The 20,958-nt window shown below is 69.7% G+C and carries 18 protein-coding genes and 1 pseudogene; 6 read left to right on the top strand and 13 right to left on the bottom strand.

The genetic code is table 11. The features are described from left to right. Positions 1 to 1,637 (bottom strand): annotated as a pseudogene (locus C5F48_RS24840) (hypothetical protein); the annotation flags it as partial. A 163-nt stretch (positions 1,638 to 1,800) separates the two neighbouring features. Between C5F48_RS24840 and C5F48_RS14775 the strand changes: the two are divergent. Next, positions 1,801 to 2,496: an SIMPL domain-containing protein gene (locus C5F48_RS14775; protein WP_107664664.1), complete on the top strand. Its 696-nt coding sequence runs from the start codon at positions 1,801 to 1,803 to the stop codon at positions 2,494 to 2,496. Between the two features lie 58 nt (positions 2,497 to 2,554). Here the strand turns inward: C5F48_RS14775 and C5F48_RS14770 are convergent, their stop codons facing one another. Then, on the bottom strand, positions 2,555 to 3,847 hold the full coding sequence (locus C5F48_RS14770; RefSeq protein WP_107664663.1) for an O-acetylhomoserine aminocarboxypropyltransferase/cysteine synthase family protein: 1,293 nt from the start codon (positions 3,845 to 3,847) through the stop codon (positions 2,555 to 2,557). A 342-nt stretch (positions 3,848 to 4,189) separates the two neighbouring features. On the opposite strand from C5F48_RS14770, the gene C5F48_RS14765 reads away from it, so the two are divergent. Both C5F48_RS14765 and C5F48_RS14760 read left to right on the top strand, forming a co-directional pair. Next, complete coding sequence (locus C5F48_RS14765; protein WP_245941448.1) at positions 4,190 to 5,536, top strand: hypothetical protein; 1,347 nt, start codon at positions 4,190 to 4,192, stop codon at positions 5,534 to 5,536. After that, positions 5,533 to 6,324 carry a COG3904 family protein gene (locus C5F48_RS14760; protein ID WP_107664662.1) on the top strand — a complete coding sequence of 264 codons (792 nt, stop codon included), beginning with the start codon at positions 5,533 to 5,535 and terminating at the stop codon, positions 6,322 to 6,324. The genes C5F48_RS14765 and C5F48_RS14760 overlap by 4 nt, the downstream gene beginning before the upstream one ends. Before the next feature lie 3 nt (positions 6,325 to 6,327). On the opposite strand, the gene C5F48_RS14755 is transcribed toward C5F48_RS14760, so the two are convergent. From C5F48_RS14755 to C5F48_RS14735, 5 genes are all read right to left on the bottom strand, one after another. After that, positions 6,328 to 6,678, bottom strand: coding sequence for a hypothetical protein (locus C5F48_RS14755; protein ID WP_107664661.1), 351 nt, complete (start codon positions 6,676 to 6,678; stop codon positions 6,328 to 6,330). A 399-nt stretch (positions 6,679 to 7,077) separates the two neighbouring features. Beyond that, the gene (gene dctP / locus C5F48_RS14750; protein WP_107664660.1) at positions 7,078 to 8,154 is read right to left on the bottom strand and encodes a TRAP transporter substrate-binding protein DctP; all 1,077 of its coding nucleotides are present in this window, start codon (positions 8,152 to 8,154) and stop codon (positions 7,078 to 7,080) included. A 48-nt stretch (positions 8,155 to 8,202) separates the two neighbouring features. Continuing rightward, positions 8,203 to 9,534 (bottom strand): TRAP transporter large permease, encoded by a 1,332-nt coding sequence (locus tag C5F48_RS14745; protein WP_107664659.1) that lies wholly within the window; start codon positions 9,532 to 9,534, stop codon positions 8,203 to 8,205. Further along, positions 9,531 to 10,043, bottom strand: a complete 513-nt coding sequence (locus tag C5F48_RS14740; RefSeq protein WP_107664658.1) for a TRAP transporter small permease subunit — start codon at positions 10,041 to 10,043, stop codon at positions 9,531 to 9,533. Before C5F48_RS14740 ends, C5F48_RS14745 begins: the two co-directional genes overlap by 4 nt. Before the next feature lie 39 nt (positions 10,044 to 10,082). Further along, positions 10,083 to 10,838: a DeoR/GlpR family DNA-binding transcription regulator gene (locus C5F48_RS14735; protein WP_107664657.1), complete on the bottom strand. Its 756-nt coding sequence runs from the start codon at positions 10,836 to 10,838 to the stop codon at positions 10,083 to 10,085. Between the two features lie 171 nt (positions 10,839 to 11,009). On the opposite strand from C5F48_RS14735, the gene C5F48_RS14730 reads away from it, so the two are divergent. From C5F48_RS14730 to C5F48_RS14720, 3 genes are read left to right on the top strand one after another with little or no spacing between them, the layout of a single operon-like run. Next, on the top strand, positions 11,010 to 12,404 hold the full coding sequence (locus tag C5F48_RS14730) for an NAD(P)/FAD-dependent oxidoreductase (RefSeq protein WP_107664656.1): 1,395 nt from the start codon (positions 11,010 to 11,012) through the stop codon (positions 12,402 to 12,404). After that, positions 12,397 to 13,605, top strand: a complete 1,209-nt coding sequence (locus C5F48_RS14725; protein WP_245941449.1) for an NAD(P)/FAD-dependent oxidoreductase — start codon at positions 12,397 to 12,399, stop codon at positions 13,603 to 13,605. The genes C5F48_RS14730 and C5F48_RS14725 overlap by 8 nt, the downstream gene beginning before the upstream one ends. Beyond that, complete coding sequence (locus C5F48_RS14720) at positions 13,602 to 15,005, top strand: FGGY family carbohydrate kinase (protein WP_107664654.1); 1,404 nt, start codon at positions 13,602 to 13,604, stop codon at positions 15,003 to 15,005. The genes C5F48_RS14725 and C5F48_RS14720 overlap by 4 nt, the downstream gene beginning before the upstream one ends. A 267-nt stretch (positions 15,006 to 15,272) precedes the next feature. Here C5F48_RS14720 and ggt read toward each other — a convergent pair whose 3' ends face one another. The 6 genes from ggt to C5F48_RS14690 form a co-directional block, all read right to left on the bottom strand. Continuing rightward, on the bottom strand, positions 15,273 to 16,967 hold the full coding sequence (ggt, locus tag C5F48_RS14715) for a gamma-glutamyltransferase (protein WP_107664653.1): 1,695 nt from the start codon (positions 16,965 to 16,967) through the stop codon (positions 15,273 to 15,275). A 96-nt stretch (positions 16,968 to 17,063) separates the two neighbouring features. Then, positions 17,064 to 17,732, bottom strand: a complete 669-nt coding sequence (locus tag C5F48_RS14710; RefSeq protein ID WP_107664652.1) for an RraA family protein — start codon at positions 17,730 to 17,732, stop codon at positions 17,064 to 17,066. Positions 17,733 to 17,761: 29 nt separating this feature from the next. Further along, positions 17,762 to 18,553 (bottom strand): ABC transporter permease, encoded by a 792-nt coding sequence (locus tag C5F48_RS14705; protein ID WP_107664651.1) that lies wholly within the window; start codon positions 18,551 to 18,553, stop codon positions 17,762 to 17,764. Between the two features lie 2 nt (positions 18,554 to 18,555). Further along, positions 18,556 to 19,425: an ABC transporter permease gene (locus tag C5F48_RS14700; protein WP_107664650.1), complete on the bottom strand. Its 870-nt coding sequence runs from the start codon at positions 19,423 to 19,425 to the stop codon at positions 18,556 to 18,558. Next, positions 19,422 to 20,510 carry an ABC transporter ATP-binding protein gene (locus C5F48_RS14695; RefSeq protein WP_107664649.1) on the bottom strand — a complete coding sequence of 363 codons (1,089 nt, stop codon included), beginning with the start codon at positions 20,508 to 20,510 and terminating at the stop codon, positions 19,422 to 19,424. The genes C5F48_RS14700 and C5F48_RS14695 overlap by 4 nt, the downstream gene beginning before the upstream one ends. Before the next feature lie 17 nt (positions 20,511 to 20,527). Next, positions 20,528 to 20,958 (bottom strand): extracellular solute-binding protein (locus C5F48_RS14690; protein WP_146170613.1); only part of this gene is annotated, 431 nt, incomplete at its 5' end.

The raw sequence follows: 20,958 nt of genomic DNA, 5'->3' as shown, positions 1-20,958 counted from the left end.
CGAAGGAGGCCCAGGCGGCGATCGCCGCCAGCACCAGCAGCAGCAGGCCGGTGAGGATCAGCCCAAGATGCTTCGGCTTGCCGCGCTTCGGCAACTGCCGCCCGGTGAAGCTGCCCAGCGAGTCGATGCTGGACGGGCCCGCCGGGGTGGCGGTCGCGGCGGCGGGCCGCGGCGGGATCGCCGGCTGCGGCGCCGGCTTGGCCGCAGGCTTGCGGCCCCGCGCACCCGGCAGGCTCGGCGCGGTGACCGAGAGACCCGCGGCACGCTGCGCCGCAGGGGCGGGAGCGGCGCCGGCGGTCTTCAGCCCCACGGGACGCGGCGGGATCCGGTCCGTCTCGCCGGGCTTGCCGCTGCGCGCCTTTGCGGCAAAACCGGGCGCCGGCCCCAGCGGCGCCGCGGCGCCTTCGAGTCCGCGCCGGCTGGCGAAGGTCGCCGGGGCGCCCGCAGCCGGTTCTTCGGCCACCTCGACGAAGGGGGCTTCGGGAATCTCGCTGTCGGCGACGCCGACCTGCGGCCGCGCGGCCGGTTTCGCCGGCCCTGCGGGGAACACCGGCGGCGTCACCGGGGGGGCGGAAGGGCGGCAGATCGCGGGCATGCGGGATAGGCCTCTCCGGCGCGCGCCGGAACGGCGGCGGCACGAATTCCGGCGTGGCGGGCAGCGGCGCGTCTTCGGGCTCGTCCTCAGGCGCGGCCTCCGGCTCCGACATCTCCTCGGGCGCGACCGGCTCGGCCTCCGCCGGCAGGATCACATCGGTGAACCGCTCGGCGATCACCTCCGGCGTCTCCGGCTGCGGCGCTTCCGCCTCGGTCACCGGCTCGACAGCCTCCGGCGCGTCGTCGTGCTCGGCACCCTCAGGCGCCTCGGCCTCAAGCTCCGGCTCCTCCGGCAGTTCCGACCCGGGGATCTCCGGCTCGACGGTCTCCGGCAGGGGATGCGCCAGCGGCTCGGCCGACTCCGGCGCCGCCTCCGCTTCGGACGGCGGCAGCTCCTCCGCCACCGCCTCCGGCAACTCCGAGCCCGGGATCTCCGGCTCGACAATCTCCGGCACAGGATGCGCCAGCGGCTCCGCCGCCTCCGGCAGCGCGGCGTCCTCCTCCGGCGCGGCCCCGGCCAGAACCAGCGCCTCCAGATCCCGCTCGACCTTCTCGCCCTTCGGCAGCCGTTTCTGCGCCCCGGCGGTGGTGCCGAACCACGGCTCCTTGCCGAATTTCTCCGGGCTCGGCGCCGCGACGAAGGACAGCGGGTTGAACCCGTGCTCCTCGGCGAAGGCCTCGGCCTCCTGCAGCGTCTCGCGGGCGATGACGGCGACCTTCACCCGGTCGCCCGAGCCGTGCCAGTCGAACACCAGCTCGCGCACCGCATAGGGCGTCAGCCCCTCCAGCGCGGCGCGGATCTGCGTCCGCCGCGCCCCGGTGTCGGGACCGGGGGCCACGACCTCGGTATAGAGGATCTGCGAGTCCGGAAGCACGATCTTGCTAATCAGGCCGGGGCCGGCCTTGCCGCGCAGCGTCCCCAGCGCCGCCGGAAGGTCCGGCGAGTCGAAGGGAACACTGCCGATATCCTGCCATCCGCCCTCTGTCCGTTGCAGAAGGCCGATGCTGTCGGAAGTCAGATTGAGGGCAAAACTGGGTTTCATTTCGCGGGTCTAGCATATTTTCGGGGAAGTCGGGGAGTCTGCCGCCGCGACACCCCATGTCCTATAGCAGGAATCTGCCGAAGGGAAGGAAAACACCCGAGGATCAACTTGCAGGCCCGGTCACAACTGTGAAATCTCGCCTCTCATCTGGAAGGATTAGACCATGCGAATTCTGAATGCCCTGATGCTGGCCACCGCCCTCGCGATGCCCGCCGCCGCCGCGATGGCCGAGGCCGAGAGCCCCCGGATCACCGTCACCGGCACGGGCTCGGTCGACAGCCGCCCCGACATGGCGACGATCTCGCTGGGCGTCACCACCCAGGGCGGCACCGCAGCCGAGGCGATGGGCCGCAACTCGGAAGAGCTGGCCCGGGTGCTGGAAAAGCTGCGCGCCTCGGGCGTCGAGGATCGCGACCTGCAGACCTCCGGCCTGTCGCTGAACCCGAACTGGACCAATTCCAACGACGGCACGGCGGCGACGATCAGCGGCTATGTCGCCTCGAACCAGCTGACGATCCGGGTGCGGGCGCTGGACAGCCTCGGCGGCATCCTCGATGCGGCGGTGAAGGACGGGGCCAACACGCTGAACGGCGTGACCTTCGGCCTGACCGATCCGAAGCCGGTCGAGGACGAGGCGCGCAAGCGCGCGGTGCAGGATGCGGCGGCGCGGGCGGCGCTGCTGACCACGGCGGCCGGGGTGCAGCTCGGTCAGGTGCTGTCGATCACCGAGGGCGGCGGTTTCGAGCCGCCGCGGCCGATGTACCGGATGGATGCGGCCGAGGCCTCGGCCGTGCCCGTGGCCGAGGGCGAGGTCTCGACCGCCGCCTCGGTGACGGTGGTCTACGCGATCAACCAGTAATCATCTAAATTCAGTGAATTGCGGGGCGGCCTTCACGCGAGGGCCGCCCCGTTTCCGTTCAGGCCGTGGCTTTGGTCAACGCCTGATCCAGATCGGCGATCAGGTCCTCGGCATCCTCGATCCCGATCGACAGCCGCACCACATTGGGCGCCGCCCCCGAGGCGATCTGCTGCGCCTCGGTCAGTTGGCGATGCGTCGTCGAGGCCGAGTGGATCACCAGCGACCGCGTGTCGCCGAGGTTCGCCACATGCGAGAACAACTCCAGCCCGTCGACCAGCTTCACGCAGGCGTCATAGCCGCCCTTCACCGCGAAGGTGAACAGCGCCCCGGCGCCCTTCGGGCAGATCCGCGCGATGCGGTCGTGATAGGGCGAGGACGCCAGCCCGGCATAGGTGACGTAATCGACGCGCGGATCGGCCTCCAGCCACTCGGCCACCTTCTGCGCATTGGCGACGTGCTTGGCCATGCGCAGGCTCAGCGTCTCGATCCCCATCAGCGTGTAATGCGCGCCCTGCGGGTTCATGGTCATGCCGAGATCGCGCAGGCCGACGGCGATGGAGTGGAAGGTATAGGCCATCGGCCCCAGCGCCGCATGGAAGGTGAGGCCGTGATAGGCGGGCTCCGGCTCCGACAGGCTGGGGAACTTGCCCGAGGCCGACCAGTCGAACTTGCCCGAGTCCACCACCACGCCGCCGGTGACGGTGCCGTTGCCGGTCAGATACTTGGTCGCCGAATGCACCACCAGCGTCGCGCCGTGGTCGATCGGGCGGGTAAGCCAGGGCGTCGCCGTGGTGTTGTCGACGATCAGCGGCAGGCCGACGCGGTTCGCCACTTCGGCCACGGCGTCGAGATCGGTGATGTAGCCGCCGGGGTTGGCGATGGTCTCGCAGAAGATGGCGCGGGTGTCGTCATCCACCGCCGCCTCCAGCGCGGCCAGATCGTCGAAATCGACGAATTTGGCCGACCAGCCGAAGCGCTTGATCGTCTGGCTGAACTGCGTGATGGTCCCGCCGTAAAGCCTTGTCGAGGCGACAATATTCCGTCCCGGCCCCATCAGCGGAAACAGCGCCATGATCTGCGCCGCATGGCCCGAGGAGCAGCAGATCGCCCCCGCGCCGCCCTCCAGCGCACAGACCCGTTCGGCCAGGGCCGAGACGGTCGGGTTGGTCAGCCGCGAATAGATGTAGCCGACCTCCTCCAGCCCGAACAGCCGGGCGGCGTGGTCGGCATCCTTGAAGACATAGGCGGTGGTCTGGTAGATCGGCACCTGCCGCGCGCCGGTCGCCGGATCGGGCTTGGCCCCGGCATGGATCTGCAGCGTGTCGAAGCCGAGTGTGCGTGGTTCGGTCATGGTGTCCCCCCAATCTGGATTGTCCGGGAAGACGCTAGGCCAAAGCCCCGCGCGGGGCAACGGGGCCGGCGCCTGCGGATGATGCCGCACCGGCCGCCGCCCACAGGGCCGCGCCTCCGCCCGGGTATTTCCTAACGAATTCCTAACAGATTCCCGGATATCAATATATAACAATGGCTTGCACCGATTTTCACGCGTGAAAATCCCGCGGCCGCGCCTGTCGCCGGGGCCGCTTCCTCCTCTTCACGGGCTTGGCACTTGGTCTGCGTCCCGCGCGACCTTATCTTCCCCTGCATCCGCCCTGCCGACCCCCGGCAGCGCCCTCCCGGGAGTTCCGTCCGCATGACCACCAGACCGACGCAGGCGGAAGCCCGGGGCCTGCAATCCGCCCGCGAGATCGAGGGCCACCTGTCCGCGCTGGAGAGCTTCACCCCGATGGCGCTCGGCGTGCTTTCTGTCGCCTCGGGGATCTACACCTATCTCGGCGTCTCCTCGCTGCTCAGCGACGGGGGCGCGATGAGCTTCTTCGCCGCCATCGCCTATTCGCTGGCGGTCTCGGTGGCGATCTTCGTGTTCTGGAGCTACCTGATCCGCCTCCTGCCGGCGATGCGCACCGCCTCGGCCCGGCTCGGCCTGTTCCTGTCGATGGCGCTCGGATCGCTCGCGATCATCGCCATGTCGAGCTGGCTGAACGCCGCCGCGCTGGCCGGCTCGGCGGCGGTGGAGCAGCATCTGGCGCTGACGGTGCAGGATTACCAGAACGGGCTGGAGCAGGCCAACCGGGTCGCGGTGGCGGCGCAGGGACTGGGGCTCGACGTGGCGAGGGCGCGGCAGAGCTTCCAGGACCTCTCGGCGCAGGAGGCGACCGGCGATCTCTCCGGCACCGCCGGGCGCGGCGCGGTGTTCCGGGTGCTGACCCAGAAGGCCGACGAGCTCGCCGTGCTCGAGACCCAGATCGAGGGGCAGGGCCCGCTGGTCGCCGCGGCGTTTTCCGAGGGCAACGACATCCTCAGCCGGATGCGCACCCTGACCGCCTCCAGCGGCGACGTGGAGCAGCGCTCGGTGGAATTCGCCGAAGAGTCGGTCCGGCTGGCCGGGCTGATCGCCCAGCTGCGCCAGCTCTCGGTCGCCCCGCTGGTGGCGCGGGCGGCGCAGGACCTGTCGGCCTCGGTGGTGCTGCCGGAACTGGACGGCTCCACCGCGGTGATCCGCAGCGGCCAGCAATCGACCATCGACTCGGTGCTGACCCTGCTCGGCCGCCGCGCCGAGACGCTGGAGCAGGCGGCCAATGACGTGATCGCCATGCCGACGCCGGATGACATCACCTACACGCCGATCTCCACGGCCGACGCGGTGCTGCGCTACGCCGGCGATTTCATCCCCTCCTGGGCCGGGGCCATCGCCATCGACCTGCTGCCGGCGGTGCTGGTGCTGATCATGATGGTGTCGCAAAGCGCGATCCGGGCCGACCGCGGAACCACCGCGCCGGAGGAGACCATGACCCTGGGCGAGATCCGCGCCGCGCTGGCTGCGCTGCGCGAGATGGACATGCATGGCGAGATCTCCCGGGCTCCCGCCGTCCCCGAACCGGTCGCCGCCGAGCCGGCTGCCGCCGAGCCGGTCGTGGTTCAACCGGACCCGCAGGAGCGACCGGCGGAGCCGCCGCATATCGTCGGCGGCCGTCGGTGACGGTCGAGGCGCCGACCAAGCGGGTGGTCCCGCGCTCGGGCCGCGTGCTGCAGGCGATGCTGGCGCTGCAGATCGGGCTTGCCGGGCTGATCGCCTTCGGCGATTTCCAGCGGCTGGCGCCGGGGCTGTGGTCGGGCGCCGACCGGGCGCCGCCGGCCGAGGTGCCGGTGCGGCCCGGCGACCAGACTCGCCGCTTCACCCCGCGCGACCTGCCGCAGGAACAGCCCGCCGGGCCGGAGTTCCCCCGCAGCGACGCGGTGCCGGCGCGGCTCGGCTTCACCGCGACCAAGATCGGCGAGGTGGAGAATGCCGTGCTGCTGGAAGGCTCGATCGCGCCCGGCGACGCCGTGCGTTTCGCCGACTATCTCGCCAGCCGGGCCGAGGCTCCGGCGCTGATCGCGCTGCACAGCCCCGGCGGGTCGGTGGGCGACGCGTTGGCCATCGGCCGGACGATCCGCGAGGCGGGCTGGGACACGATCATGCAGCCGGGGGCGGCCTGTTTCTCGGCCTGCCCCTATATCCTCGCCGCCGGGGTCGAACGGCAGGTCAGCCGGAGCGCCCTCGTCGGGGTGCATCAGCACTATTTCGGCGAGAACACCCTGCTGCCCGCCTTCGTCGCGGTGGAGAGCATCCAGCGCGGCCAGGGCGAGGTGCTGGACTATCTCTCGGCCATGGGCATCGACCTCAGGATGATGGCCAAGGCGATGATCACCCCGCCGGACAACATCTATATCCTGGTCGAGGCCGAGCTGACCGATTTCGCCATGGCGACCGAGGTCACCGACTGAGGCTTACTGCGAGGCCAGCTCGAAGGAGACCGGCCGGGCCGAGATCGACACGCCCTGATCGCTGTTCGCGAAGGTGTAGATCGTGCGCAGGTCGGAGGGCATCGAGAACTGCACGCTGTCGGTTTCGGCCAGACGCATCACGATGCGCTGCGGCTCGGCCGAGGGGGTGCGGGCGCGGAAGGTGGCGGTGACCTCATGCGCGCCGTCGGCGAGATCGGTGCGATAGGCCACCATGTCGAGCTGCCCGGTGTGCAGGCTGCCGGCCTGATGGGCCTTCTTCAGCGCCACCTCGTCGGCGAGCGCGGCGGTTGCGAGGGTCAGCGAGGCGAGGGCGGTGATCAGCAGGGTTTTCATGGCTTTTCCAGTTCGGACAGAGACAGGCGGTAAAGGCCCGCTTCGACCGGAAAGCTATTGCCGCGATGCAGCATTGTCTACGCGCGTTGCCGCCGCAGGCCCATGCACCCAGCGGGACGCTGGGGAGGAGACCGTTGGGGGATGGTGGAAATCAGGCCGCGCAACAGCCGCTTGCCGGGGGTTCCTGAAGCGACGTTTCGGGCCGTCCCGGCGCCTTTGGCAGGGGCGGGACATTATGCCTCAGGGGGCCGGCGGCCCTTGCATCTCCTACAGGCCGCGCCTGCCTCGGCCTCCGCGCCGAGAGATCGGCCCCGCCGGGCGAGGACTCGGCCGTCCGTCACTCCACTGCGGCAGCGCCGCAGGAAGGCGAGGGGGAGCGGCTCCGCTCCCCCCTTTGTCTCAGCGGTAGGGGTAGCCCGCCTTCTCCATGGTCGCGGCGTATTTCTTGAACGCCTCGACCACCCGGCCCGCGCGCGGGCTTTCGGCCGCCACGCTGTCCCAGAAGCCGTTGGCGTCCTGCAGCACCTGCGCCCATTCCTCGGCGGGCAGCGAGGTCAGCTCCATCTTCTCGCCCTCGACGCGCAGCTTGGCCTCGCCGCCCCAGTACCAGACGTTGCGATAGTAGTGCGACTGGTCGATGGTGCTGCGGAACAGCTGCTGCAGATGCGGCGGCACCTTGTCCCAGGATGCGGTATTGGCGAAATACGATCCGAACCACGCCCCGGTGATCGAGTTCGACAGCGCATAGTTGCAGACGTCGGCCCAGCCGACCTCATAGGCCTCGGTGAAGCCGCACCAGGCCACGCCGTCCAGATCACCGGTCTGCAGCGCCACTTCCACATCGTCCCACGGCACCGTCACCGGGATCATACCGTATTTCGACAGGAACTTGCCCGCCGTCGGGACGCCGAACACCCGCTTGCCCTGCATGTCGGCGAGCGACCGGATCGGATCCTTGGTGAAGATGTGCAGCGGATCCCAGGCGCCGGCGGAAAGCCAGGTGACGTTCTCCACCTCGGAATAGGCCTCTTCCCAGATCTCCTTCAGGCCGTAATAGGTGAACAGCGCCGGCACATCGAGGCTGTAGCGGGTGGCGAAGGGGAAGTAGCCGCCGAAGACCGAGATATCGACCGGGCTCGCCATCGTCGCCTCGTCCGACTGCACCGCGTCGAGCGTGCCACTCTGCAGCGCGCGGAACAGCTCCGAGGTCGGCACCAGCTGGTCGGCGTAGTAGAGCTCGATCTCCATCTCGCCATTGGCCGCGGCGTTGAAGGCGTCGATCTGCGGCTTGATCACATGCGCCCCCAGCGGCGCGCCGGAATAGGTCTGCAGCCGCCAGCGGATCGGCCCGCTCTGCGCATTGACATAGGGCGCGGCCAGCAGCGAGGCGGAGCCCACGGCGGTGCCCATCATGAACTTGCGCCGGCTGGCGAGGATCTTCTCGGAGGGCGATTGCGGTGTCTTCGGGGTGGTCATCTGGATCTCCTTGTTGCGGGGAAAGCGGCGGTTGATCCGCCGACGGGGTTATCTGTAGACGTATTGCGGCAGCCACATCGCGATCTGCGGGAAGACCATCACCAGCACGAGGGTGGTGACCATCATGATGACGAAGGGCCAGATCGACTTGTAGATGTCGATCAGCGTGATCTCCTTGGGAGCGAGGCCGCGCATCAGGAACAGGTTGTAGCCGAAGGGCGGGGTGATGTAGGCGATCTGGCAGGTCATGGTGTAGAGCACGCCGAACCAGACCATCTGCCCGTCGATCCCCAGATCCAGCCGGTCCACCAGCGGGACGTAGAGCGGGGCGACGATGACGAGCATCGCCGTGTCGTCGAGAAACATCCCCATGATGATGAAGCTGACCTGCATCAGGATCACCGCCTGCCAGGGCGTCAGCTCCCAGTTGGTGATGAAGATGCTCTCGATCGCCCGCACCGCGCCGATCCCGTCGAAGACGGCGGAGAAGGCCAGCGCCGCGAGGATCAGCCAGAGGAACATTGACGAGATCGCCAGCGTCTTCCTCGCCGTCTCGTGGATCAGCCGGCGGCTGAGCCGCCCCTTCAGCGCCGCGGCCACTGTCGCCGCCACCGCGCCCACGGCGGCGCTTTCCACCAGGCTGGTGACGCCGCGGATGAAGAGCCCCAGCATCAGCACGAAGATCACCACGGGAATGATGCCCGCGCGCAGCAGCAGGAGCTTCTCGCGCAGCGGCATGGCGAGCTCGGCTTCGGTCAGGGCAGGGGCCAGCGACGGGTTCACCTTCACCCGTATGTAGATGTAGATGCAGAAGATCGTCGCCATCAAGAGCCCCGGCCCGACCCCCGCCAGCCACAGATGGCTGACCGGCTCGCGCGCGATCACCGAATAGAGCACCATCACCACCGAGGGCGGGATCAGGATGCCCAGCGACGAGCCGCCCTGCACCACGCCCGAAATCAGCACCTTGTCGTAGCCGCGCCGCAGCATCTCGGGCAGGGCGATGGCCGAGCCGATGGCCATGCCCGCCACCGACAGCCCGTTCATCGCCGAGATGATGACCATCAGGAGGATCGTCCCGATGGCGAGCCCGCCCGCCATCCGCCCGAACCAGACATGCAGCATCTCGTAGAGATCTTCCGCGATCCCCGACTCCGACAGCATGTAGCCCATATAGATGAACAGCGGCAGCGTCAGGATCGCGTTCCAGCTGAACAGCTTGAAGGTGGCGTTGAACGGCATCTCGATCCCGCCCGTGCCGTAGAGCAGAAGCGCCGTGCCCGCCGCGACGAAACCCACGGCGGCGAAGACCCGCTGTCCGGTCAGCATGAGGCCCATCATGCTGCCGAACATCAAGAGCGCGATCATTTCGTAGTTCATGCAAGCTGCTCCCCGCGGGAAGCCGCGACATATTTGAACAGGAGGGAAAAGCTCTGCAGCAGCATCAGGATCAGGCAGCCCACCATCAGCACCTTGATCGGCACCAGCGACGGATTCCAGATCGAGGGCAGCCGCTGGTCGGTGGCCCAGGAATAGGACAGCGACGACAGCGAGCCCCAGAGCATGACGCAGAGATAGAAGATCAGGCAAAACACCGTCACCGCATCCATGCGCGCCTGATTGCGTTCCGAAAGCGTGGCGTAGAACAGGTCCATGCGGACGTGGTCATTGTCCTTCAGGGTCTTGGCGCCGCCCATGAAGTAATAGGCCGCCAGCGTGAACTGCGCGACCTCGACGCACCAGTGCAGCGGCAGGCTGAAGATCTTGTCCGACACGACATCGGTCAGAAGGACGCCGATCATCACGAAGATCAGATACATCGCAACCAGCCCGACCCAATCGGCCAGCCGGTCCATGAGGCGGACGTAGACCCTTATCCCATATGGCATGAAACGCCTTCCCTGTTGTTTCCGCCGTTGACCGGCGGTTTATCTGATCTCCACCCTCGCGGTCTCCAGCGCCGCGCGGAAGCCCGCGTCCGGCAGGGACTCGCAGATGAGCATGTCGATAGCGTCGAGCTGGCAGACCCTGAACGCGGCCTTGCGCCCCAGCTTGGCCGCCTGCGCCACCACGATCGTATTGCCCGCCCGATCGCTCATCGCCCGCGCGACCTGCGCCTCGTCGAAATCCGCGTCGAGGGCCCCGGCGGCGGCATCCAGCGCCGCCACCGCCAGCACCGCATGATCGGCCTGGAACCGGGCGATCTGCTCCAGCACCAGTGGCCCCACGGTCTGCGCATTGTCGGCGCTGAAACTGCCCCCCAGCAGGAAGACCCGCGCGCGGCCCTCACCCTCGCCCAGCACCCGGGCGATGCGCAGCGAATTGGTGATGACGGTGAGCCCGCCGACCCGCGCCAGCTCCGCCGCGCAGGCGAGAGTGGTGGTGCCGGTGTCGATGAACAGCGTGTCGCCCGGTTCGATCACCGCCGCGAGCTTGCGGCCGATGGCGGCCTTGGCCTCGGCATCCTCGTTCATCCGCTCCTGAAAGCTGCCCTCGGCATGCAGCCTCAGCCGCCGCGCCCCGCCATGCACCTTCTGCAGCGCGCCATCGGCGGCCAGCTGCGCCAGATCGCGGCGGATGGTCTCGGCGGAAACGTCGAAGGCCGCCGCCAAGGCCTCGACCGTGGCCTCGCCATCGCGGGCCATCAGGTCGATGATCTTTGACTGGCGCTGCTTCGGTTTCACGCTGTCTCCGGCTTTACGCAAAAGTTAAGCGTGCCGCCAATGACCGAGTCAACGGTTTTGTGCGGGAGATTGCCAAGGACTGCGCGGATGATCCGGCAATTATTGACTGAACGGGCGATGCATGGCAGAATTCGGTCATATTTCCCGCAGGCGCGCCACAAAAGGATGCCCATGCCCGCAGTTTCGCCGGCCCTGCCGGGAACATTCGACGTCGTGGTGATCGGGGCCGGCGTCATCGGCTGCGCCATCGCGCGCCGCTTTGCCCTCGAGGGGGCAAGGGTGGCGGTGATCGAGAAGGCCGACGACATCCTCGACGGCGCCTCCAAGGCCAACAGCGCCATCCTGCACACCGGCTTCGACGCGCCGGTGGGCTCGCTGGAACAGGTCTGCGTCGCGGCGGGCTATGCCGAATACGAGGAGATCCACGCGAAGCTGAACCTGCCGCTGATCCGCTGCGGCGCTTTGGTCATCGCCTGGACCGAGGCCGAGGCCGCGCTGCTCCCCGAGCTGATCGCGCAGGCCGAGGCCAATGGCGTGGCCGACGTCGAGCCGCTGACCGAGGCCGAGACGCGCCGGCTGGAGCCGGGACTCGGCGCCGGTCTTCAGGCCGCCTTCCGGGTGCCGCGCGAATATCTCGTCGATCCCTGGTCTGCCCCGCTCGCCTATCTCGCGCAGGCCATCGCCAACGGCGCGGAACTGCTGCGCGGCGCCGAGGTGACGGGCGGGCAGCTCGACGGCGACTGGACATTGCAGACGACGCGCGGCCCGGTGACGGGGCGGATCGTCGTCAATGCGGCGGGGCTCTACGGCGATGTGCTGGACGAACGGCTCTTGGGGAAAAAGGATTTCGCCATCCGCCCGCGCAAGGGCCAGTTCATCGTCTACGACAAGCCCGCAGCCAGCCTCGCCAGCCATATCCTGCTGCCGGTGCCGAACAAGGTGACGAAAGGCATCGTCGTTTGCCGCACCGCCTTCGGCAACCTCCTTGTCGGTCCCACCGCCGAGGAGCAGGACGACCGCGAGACCGCCGCCCTTGTGCCCGAGACGCTGGAGGCGCTGCGGCGGCGCGGCGAGGAGATCCTGCCGGGGCTGAAGGCCGAGGAGGTCACCGCCCTCTATGCCGGGCTGCGGCCCGCGACCGAGACCAAGGACTACCGCATCACCGCCCATAGCGCGCAGCGCATGATCACCGTCGGTGGCATCCGCTCCACCGGGCTCAGCTCGGCGCTCGGCACGGCGCGGCATGTCTTGCGGCTGGCGGAGGCGATGGGCCATGCGACGCAGCCGCCCGTCGATCCGGTCTGGCCCGAGGTTCCCGCCATCAGCGCCTTCGCCCGGCGCGACTGGCAGCAGCCCGGCAATGGCGGGATCGTCTGCCATTGCGAAAGCGTGACCCGGCGCGAGATCCTCGCGGCGCTCGACGGCCCGCTCAAGGCGCAGACGCTGGCCGGGCTGAAGCGGCGGACGCGGGTAACGATGGGCCGCTGTCAGGGCTTCTACTGCTCGGCAGAGCTCGCGCGGCTGACCGAGGGACGGCTGGCGCAGCCGATGCTCGGCCATGACTGACATGCCGCGCGAGGTCGACGTGCTGATCGTCGGCGCCGGCCCCGCCGGTCTGGCAGCGGCGACCGAACTGCGCCGGCGCGGCGTCGGGCTGGTTCTGGTGCTCGACCGCGAGCCCGCGCCCGGCGGCATCCCGCGCCACTGCGGCCACTCGCCCTACGGCCTGCGCGAGTTCCGCCGCCCGATGACGGGCCCCGCCTATGCCGAACGACTGGCCGAGGAGGCCGTCGCGGCGGGGGTGGAGATCCGCTGCGGCATCAGCGTCATGTCGCTCCTGCCCGGGCCGGTCGTCGAGATAAGCTCCAACGCCGGGGTGCGGCGCATCGCGGCGCGGCGGGTGCTGCTGGCCACCGGGGTGCGCGAGACCTCGCGCGCCGGGCGGCTGATCGGCGGCAGCAAGCCGGGCGGGGTGATGAACACCGGCGCGCTGCAGGGACTGGTCTATCTCGACGGGCTGCGCCCGTTCCGCGCGCCCCTGATCCTCGGCTCCGAGCTCGTCTCCTTCTCGGCCCTGCTCACCTGCCGCCACGCTGGCGCCCGGCCCGTCGGCATGGTGGAGCCGGGGCCGCGCCCCACCGCACGCTTCCCCAGCGCGCTGCTGCCCCGGCTTCTGGGCGTGCCGCTCTGGCTCGGGACCGAGCTTCTGGCGATCGAGGGGCGCGACCGCGTCACCGGCGCCGTCCTGCGCGGCCCCGAGGGCGAGCGGCGGGTGGCCTGCGACGGGGTGGTGGTCACCGGCCGCTTCCGCCCCGAGGCGACGCTGGTCCGCTCGAGCCACCTCGCCCTCGATCCGGCGACCGGGGGGCCGGAGGTGGACGGCTATGGCCGCTGCTCCGATTCGGCCTATTTCGCAGCTGGAAACCTGCTGCGCCCGGTCGAGACGGCGGGCGTCAGCTGGTCCGAGGGCTGCCGGATCGGCGCCGCGATGGCCGAAGCGCTGGCCGACGCCCTGCCGCCGCCCGGAGCCGACCGGATCAGCCTCGGCGGCGAAGGCCTCGCCTGGGTCATGCCGCAGCGGCGGGGCGGGGCGGCGCTGGGGCTGCAGCTTCGGGTCAGCCGCGCGGTGTCGGGTCGGCTCTCGGTCCGGGTGGACGGGCGCGAGGTGGCAAGCCGTCTGTTGACCGCGCTGCCGGAGCGGCGAATATCGCTGGACCTGCCGGCTGCGCAGGGTCCGGTGGAGATCGTTCTGGAGGAGGGGCGATGAAGATCCTTGCCATCGATCAGGGCACCACCAGCACCCGGGCGCTGCTCGTCACCCCCGAGGGCATCACCCCGCTCATCAGCCTCGCCCACCGCCAGCACTACCCGCGCCCCGGCTGGGTGGAACATGATGCCGAAGAACTGCTCGCCAATCTCGGCACCTGTCTGGCGTCGGCGGCGACGACCGAGGGGGTGAGGGCCGTGGGCCTCGCCAATCAGGGTGAAAGCTGCCTCGGTTGGGACGCGCGGACCGGCGAGCCGGTGGGCCCGGTGATCGTCTGGCAGGACGACCGCACCCGCGACGCGACCGACCGGCTGAAGGCCGGGGGAGCCGAGGCTCTGGTGACGGCGCGGGCGGGGCTGCCGCTCGATCCGTATTTCTCGGCGGCGAAGCTGGGGTGGATCCTCCGAGAGATCCCCCGGGCGCGGGAGCTGGCGGCGGCGGGGCGGCTGCGGCTGGGGACCACCGACGCCTTCTTCCGCGACCGGCTGACCGGGCGGTTCGAGACCGACGTGACTACGGCCTCGCGAACCTCGCTGATGAACCTCGAGACCTGCGACTGGGACGACGATCTCTGCGCCCTCTTCGGCGTGCCACGGGAGGCGCTGCCCGCGATCACGGCCAGTACCGGCGATCTGGGGCGGATGGGGGGGCTGGCGCTGACGGCGAGCGTGGTGGACCAGCAGGCGGCGCTTTTCGGGCATGGCTGCCGCGCGCCGGGGGATGCCAAGATCACCTTCGGGACCGGGGCCTTCGCGCTGGCCCTGAGCGGGGGCGGGGCGGGGACGGGGGCGGTGCCGACGATCGCCTGGCAACGGGCGGGCGAGGCGCCGGTGCGGGCGCTGGAGGGGGGCGTCTATGCCGCCTCCTCGGCGGTGAACTGGGCGCGGGGGTTGGGGCTGTTCGGGGCGTGGGAGGAGATCAACGGCTTCGACGCCCCGCCGGCGATCTCGCGCGGGCTGGCTTTCGTGCCGGCGCTGGCGGGGCTTGCCTGCCCGCATTGGGATCGGCGGGCGCGCGGGGCCTGGCTGGGGCTGGGGCTGGAGACCTCGGGCCGGGACATGGTTCAGGCGGTGCTGGAGGGGGTGGCCTTCCGGACGGCCGAGGTGATGCGGGAGATGGGGCCGGTTCGGGGGGTGGTGAGCATCGACGGGGGGATGAGCGCGAACCCTTGGTTCTGCCAATTTCTTGCCGATGTTCTGGCGCGGCCGATCCGGGTGTCGGAGGAGCCGGAACTGACGGCCCTGGGGGTGGCGCAGCTGGCGGCCTCGGGGGCCGGGGGAAGGCTGGACGTGCCGGTGCGGGGGCGGATCTTGCAGCCCGCGCCGCAGCCGGAAGAATGGGCGGCGCGGTTCGCGGCGGCGCGGCAGGCGGTGCAGGGGTTCGGGACGTTTCACGCGTGAAAATCCGGCCAAGGGATTGAAGCGGCAGGGATTTCCTGAAGATGTTAGGGTTTTGTTAACCTGTTGACCGGCGGTCCTTGGGGCTCGCTCGGCGCCGATCCGACAAGGTTCGACCATTCGCGCCGGTCAGGCGGTCGGCGCAAAGGCATCGGCAGCGCCCGCGCGCTCCGGTGAACCCGATATCCTGATCTGCGTCGAGAGCACCGCCACCGCCGATGTCTCGACCGGGGCGCAGGTCATCAGCCGCTTCGTCGGGCTGCGGCGGGATCAGCCCGCTGCTGACTCCTCCTCGCCCTCGGGCGCCTTGTCGGGCCAGAAGCGGACGCCGGGGCGGGCGAGGCCGCCGCCCAAGGCCAGCACCGTTCCATCGGCGCGCCAGCAGGCGGCGCCGGTCATCGTCTTGCCGAAGGAGATCGCGTTCATCCCGCCGCCGATATGCGGCACGAGCTTGACCTGATGACCGAGCGCCTCCAGCCCGGGCTTTTGCGCGGCGAGGCCGTCTTCCAGCTCCACCTCCTGCCCCTGGGTCCAGATGCGCGGGGCCTCGACCGCCTGTTGCAGGGTCATGCCGTGGTCGATCAGGTTGACGATGGCCTGCAGCGCCGAGGGGAAGATGCGCAGCCCGCCGGGCAGGCCGAGGGCATAGACCGGCTTTTCGTCCTTCAAGACCAGCATCGGCGCCATCGAGGTCGGCACCCGCTTGCCCGGCACCACCGAGAGGGCGCGACCGGCATGCGGGTCGAAGTTGCTCATGTAGTTGTTCGGGATGATCCCGGTGCCCGGCACGATGAAGCGCGCACCGAAGAGGCCGTTGATCGTGTGGGTCGCGGTGACGATGTTGCCGTCACGGTCGGCCACGGTGATATGGGTGGTGTCGCGGCTTTCGTGCCCCGGCTGCGCTGGGCCGGGCGCGCCGAAGGGGCGGATCTGCGGGCGGGCCGCCTCGGCATAGGCCTTGGAGGTCAGCCGCTCCACCGGGACATCGACGAAGGCCGGATCGCCGGAATGGGCGCGGCGGTCGGCAAAGGCGAGACGCATCACCTCGGCCAGAAGGTGCAGGCTGTCGGTGGAGCCGAACCCTATGCCGCGCAGGTCGTAGCCTTCGAGCAGGTTCAGCATCTGCGTGACATGCACGCCGGAGGAAGCGGGCGGCGGCGGGCCGGCGATCCGGAAGCCGCGATAGCTGCCGGTGATCGGCGTGCGGTCCATCGGGCGATAGGCCCGGAGATCGTCGAGCGTGACATAGCCTGCGTCCGGGCCGCCGGTGCGCATCCGCTCGGCCAAGGCCGCGCCGAGCGCGCCGCCATGCAGGGCGGCGGCGCCTTCGGTCTGGATCAGCCGCAGGCTGGCGGCATAGTCGCCCATCACCAGCCGCTCGCCCGGGCGCGGGGCGCGGCCCTCGGGCAGCAGCACTTTGGCCATGGCGGGATCGGCCAGCAGATCCCCGGCATGTTCGGCGATGGCGCCGGAGAGGTAATCGGTGACGGCAAAGCCCCGGGCGGCGAGGCGGATCGCGGGCTCGATCACATCGGCGAAGGGCAGCTTGCCGAAACGGGCGTGCATGTCGCACCAGCCGGCGAGGTTGCCGGGCACGGCGACGGCGGAGGCGCCGACGAGGTTGCGGCGGTCCTTGGCATCCATGTAGAGCGCCGGGTCTTCCGAGACGGGCTCGTAGATCCCGGGGTGCATCGAGGCCGCGGCGGTGGAGAGCGCGTCGATCACCAGATGCGGGCCGCCCGCCATGCGCAGATGCGAGAGACCGCCGCCGGCGATGCCGACCATCATCGGCTCGACCACGGTCAGCGCCAGAAGGCTGGCCACGGCGGCATCGACGGCATTGCCGCCGGCCGAGAGCATCTCGGCCCCCGCCGCCGAGCCGAGCGGGTGGTTGGTGACGACAACCCCGCCCGCGCCGCTGGCCGGGGTTTTCTCGCAGGTGAAGGGCAGGGTCGGGGCTGTCATCGGAGTGGCTTTCGGTCAGGACGCTGGCGGCGGGGCCGGGTGGCCCTGCGGCAGAAGGAGGGCGGGGCCGGCTGGCCCCGCGGCAGTCTGTATCGGTCAGGCGAGCTTGGCCAGAACCTTGGCGGTGGCGCCGGAAAGATCGCCGAGCTTCACGCCTTCGGTGCGGACCGAGGCCTCGCGCGCCTTGCCGCGGGTCTGGGTGTCGATGGCCTTCTGCGCCTCGGAGGCGACCTCTTCGGGCGGCAGCACGATGACGCCGCTCTCGTCGGCCAGCACCGCGTCGCCCGGCATGACCACGGTATTGCCGCAGGAGACGGGCACGTTGATCGCTCCGCCCAGATCGTAGAGCCGGGTGGTGATCGGCGAGATGCCGCGGCACCACATCGGGAAATCGGATTGCTCGATCTCCTCGAGGTCGGTGCAGGGGCCGTCGACCACGGCGCCCACTGCGCCGGCAGCCTTGGCCCCCACGGTGACGCCGCCGCCCCAGCAGGCGTAGCGGTCGTCGTGCAGCCGGTCGACGATGACGAAATCGCCGGGGCGGAGCAGGCTGAGGAGGTGGTGCAGCAGGGTGGAATCCGGGCCGGGGATGGCGATGGTGACGGCGGTGCCGACGACGCGGCGGCGCGGGATCAGGGGCTGGATCTGGCGGCTGAGAAAGCCGAACTGGCGCCAGTGGCCCAGGGTGGCGGTCTCGACCTGCGACAGGAGCTTGAGGTCGGCCGCGGCGATCTGGGCGGGCATCGGGTTGATCTTGTAGGTCATCTGGCAGGTCCGTTCTTGGGAAGGGGAAATCAGCGGCCGAAAGCCTTGGCGAAGCCGACGCTGCGCTCGACGACGAGGACGATGGCGAGCGAGATGGCGATCAGCAGCACGGCGAGGACGGCGACCATCGGGTCGGTGCGCTCGTCGACATAGCGGTAGATGGCGACGGGCAGGGTGGTGAGGCGGGGGCCGACGATGAAGAGCGAGAGCACGATCTCGTCGAAGGAGAGGATGGCGGCGATGGCGCTGGAGGCGACGACGCCGGGCATGAGGCGCGGCAGGGTGATCCTGAGGAAGGTCTGCAGGGGGCGGGCGCCGAGGGTCATCGCCGCCTCCTCGACATCGGCGCCGAGGTTGGAGAGCGTCGTCTGCAGGATGCGCACCGAGAAGGGCAGCGTCATCACCAGATGGGCGAGGACGAGGCCGGGGTAGGTGGCGACCAGACCGGCGGGGGTGAAGACCATGAGGATGCCGAGGCCGAGCATCATCGCGGGCAGGATCAGCGGCGCGAGGATCAGGTTGCGGATCAGCGTCCGGCCGGGGAAGTCGAGCCGTTCCAGCGCATAGGCGGCGGGCAGGCCGAAGCCGAGGCTGAGGAGGGCCACGATGGCGGCGATGATCGCGCTGTTCTTCAGGCCCTGCATGAAGCCCTCGTTCGACAGCACCTCGCCATACCATTTCAGGCTCCAGTCCGAGGGCGGGAAGGAAAGGTAGCTGTCGGCGCTGAAGGAGATCACCACGATGATCAGGAGCGGGATGAAGATGAAGGCGAAGACCGCCATGACATAGGCGCGGGCGAGGAGACTGATGAGTCTGGCCATTCTCAGCGGCTCCTTGTCAGCAGGCGGAGGACGAGGGTGGTGACGATCATGGCGGCGAGGAAGAGCGCCAGCATGAGGAAGGACAGCGCCGCGGCGGTGGGCCAGTCGAGCGAGACGAGGGCGAGGTCGTAGACCTCGGTCGCGAGCAGGAAGACGCGGCCGCCACCGAGCAGCGAGGGGGTGATGAAGGAGGAGACCGAGAGCACGAAGCCGATGGTCAGCCCGGCGATGATCGCGGGCAGGCTGAGCGGCAGGGTGACGCGGAAGAAGACGGTGTGCGGCGGCGCGCCGAGCGACATGGCGGCATCGTCGAGCCGGCGGTCGAGGCGGCCGAGACCGGCGGAGATGGTGAGGAACATGAAGGGCATGATGCTTTCCGACAGGCCGATCACCACGCCGAAGTAGTTGTTCACCATGCGCAGCGGCTGCTCGATCAGCCCAGAGGATTGCAGCAGGTGGTTCACCAGCCCCGCGTCGCCCAGCGTCACCAGCCAGCCGAAGGAGCGCACCACCGCCGAGACCAGAAGCGGCGAGGCGGCGAGCACGGTGAGCGGCGTGCGCCAGCGCGAGGTCATGCGCGAGAGGTAGAGCGCCATCGGATAGGCCAGCGCCAGCGCCACCAGAGAGCAGGTGACGGAGAGCTGCAGCGTGCGGCCGAGGAGGTCGAGGTAGTAGCCGTCGTTCAGGATGCGGATATAGGTGCCGAGGCTCAGCGCCTCGATGATCGCGCCGAAGTCGGACTCGTTCAGCGACATGCGGAACAGCCAGAGGATCGGCGCGACGAAGGAGATCGACAGCACCGCCAGCACCGGGGCCAGCAGCAGGAAGGGGGTCAGGCGGTGTCCCGTGCCGGGCGGGGCGAAGCCGGTCATGCGGCGAAGATCCGCATGTCGTCGCGGCTCCAGTCGAGATCGACGGCGGCGCCGGGGATGGCGAGCGGCACGGCGGGATCGTTGGGCTGAAGCTCGACGGCGACGGTCTGGCCGCCGGTCAGGGTCAGCTCCACCTCGATCATGTTGCCGACGAAGACGCGGCGGGCGACCGTGGCGGCGACGCCGCCGCTGCCGGCGGGCCGCAGGCGGATGGCATGGGGGCGCACCATCACCGAGACGTCGCTGCCGCTGGCGGGCAGTTCGCTGGCGGGCGGCGCGGGCAGGGGCTGGCCGTCACAGAGGAGCGAGGGGCCGTTGCGGTCGAGCGTGGAGCGCAGCGTGTTGGCGCGACCGATGAAATTGGCGACGAAGGGCGTGGCGGCGCGGTCGAAGACCTCGGTCGGGGTGCCGATCTGCTCCAGCCGCCCGGCGTTCATCACCGCGATGCGGTCGCACATGGTCAGGGCTTCCTGCTGGTCATGCGTGACGAACAGCGTGGTGATGCCGGTGCGGTTCTGGATGTCGCGGATCTCGAAGCGCATCTCGTCGCGCAGGCGCGCGTCGAGGTTGGAGAGCGGCTCGTCGAGAAGCAGGATCTCGGGCTCGATGACGATGGCGCGGGCGATGGCGACGCGCTGCTGCTGGCCGCCGGACAGTTCCGACGGGCGGCGGTGCCCGAAGCCGTCGAGCCGAACCGCGCGCAGCGCTTCGGCCACGCGGGCGGCGGTTTCCTCCTTGCCGATCTTCCGCAGCTTCAGCCCGAAGGCCACGTTCTGCGTCACGGTCATGTGCGGAAACAGCGCGTAGGACTGGAACACCAGCCCCAGATTGCGCTCCCACGGCGGGCGGGAGACGATGTCCTGCCCGCCGATGGAGATCTGGCCCGAGGTGGGGGCCATCAGCCCGGCGAAGAGCCTGAGCGTGGTGGACTTGCCGCAGCCGGAGGGACCGAGCAGGCCGATGAACTCGCCCTTGGCGATGTCGAAGGACAGCGCATCCACCGCCGGGCGCTTGCCGCCATAGTCGAAGGTCAGCGCACGGATGCTGATATGCGGCGGCGGGGCGGAGGGTTGGGCGTCGGTCATGCTCGGTCCCGTCCTGCTCAGTTGGCCGAGATGATCTGGCGTTTCCAGATCTGGTTCCACTGGTCGGTCTTGGTCGCGGCCCAGGCCCAGTCGAGCGGCAGCATCTTGTCGAGCTGGCCCGAGACGGTGCGGGCGGTGGCCTCGGGACTGACCTCGGCCTTGGTGTTCACCGGGGCGTAGAACATGGCCTCGGTGAAGGCGGCCTGCGCCTCGGGCGAGAGGGCGTAATCGATGAAGGCCTTGGCGGCGGGTTCGTTCTTGGCGCCCTCGATCAGGTTGATGGTGTTGATCTGCAGGATGCTGCCTTCCTCGGGGAGCGCCACGCCGAGCTTGCCGCCGGATTCGTCGGCGTAATACTGGGCGCGGGCGTTCCAGCCGGTGGCCAGCGCATCGGTGCCGTTGATGACCAGCGTGTAGGAATCGGGCTTCGGGTCGAAGGTCTGCACCG

Source organism: Cereibacter changlensis JA139 (assembly GCF_003034985.1).
Classification (GTDB): domain Bacteria; phylum Pseudomonadota; class Alphaproteobacteria; order Rhodobacterales; family Rhodobacteraceae; genus Cereibacter; species Cereibacter changlensis.
Note: the sequence above shows the minus strand (reverse complement) of the source record. Positions and strands in the feature narration are given on the sequence as shown.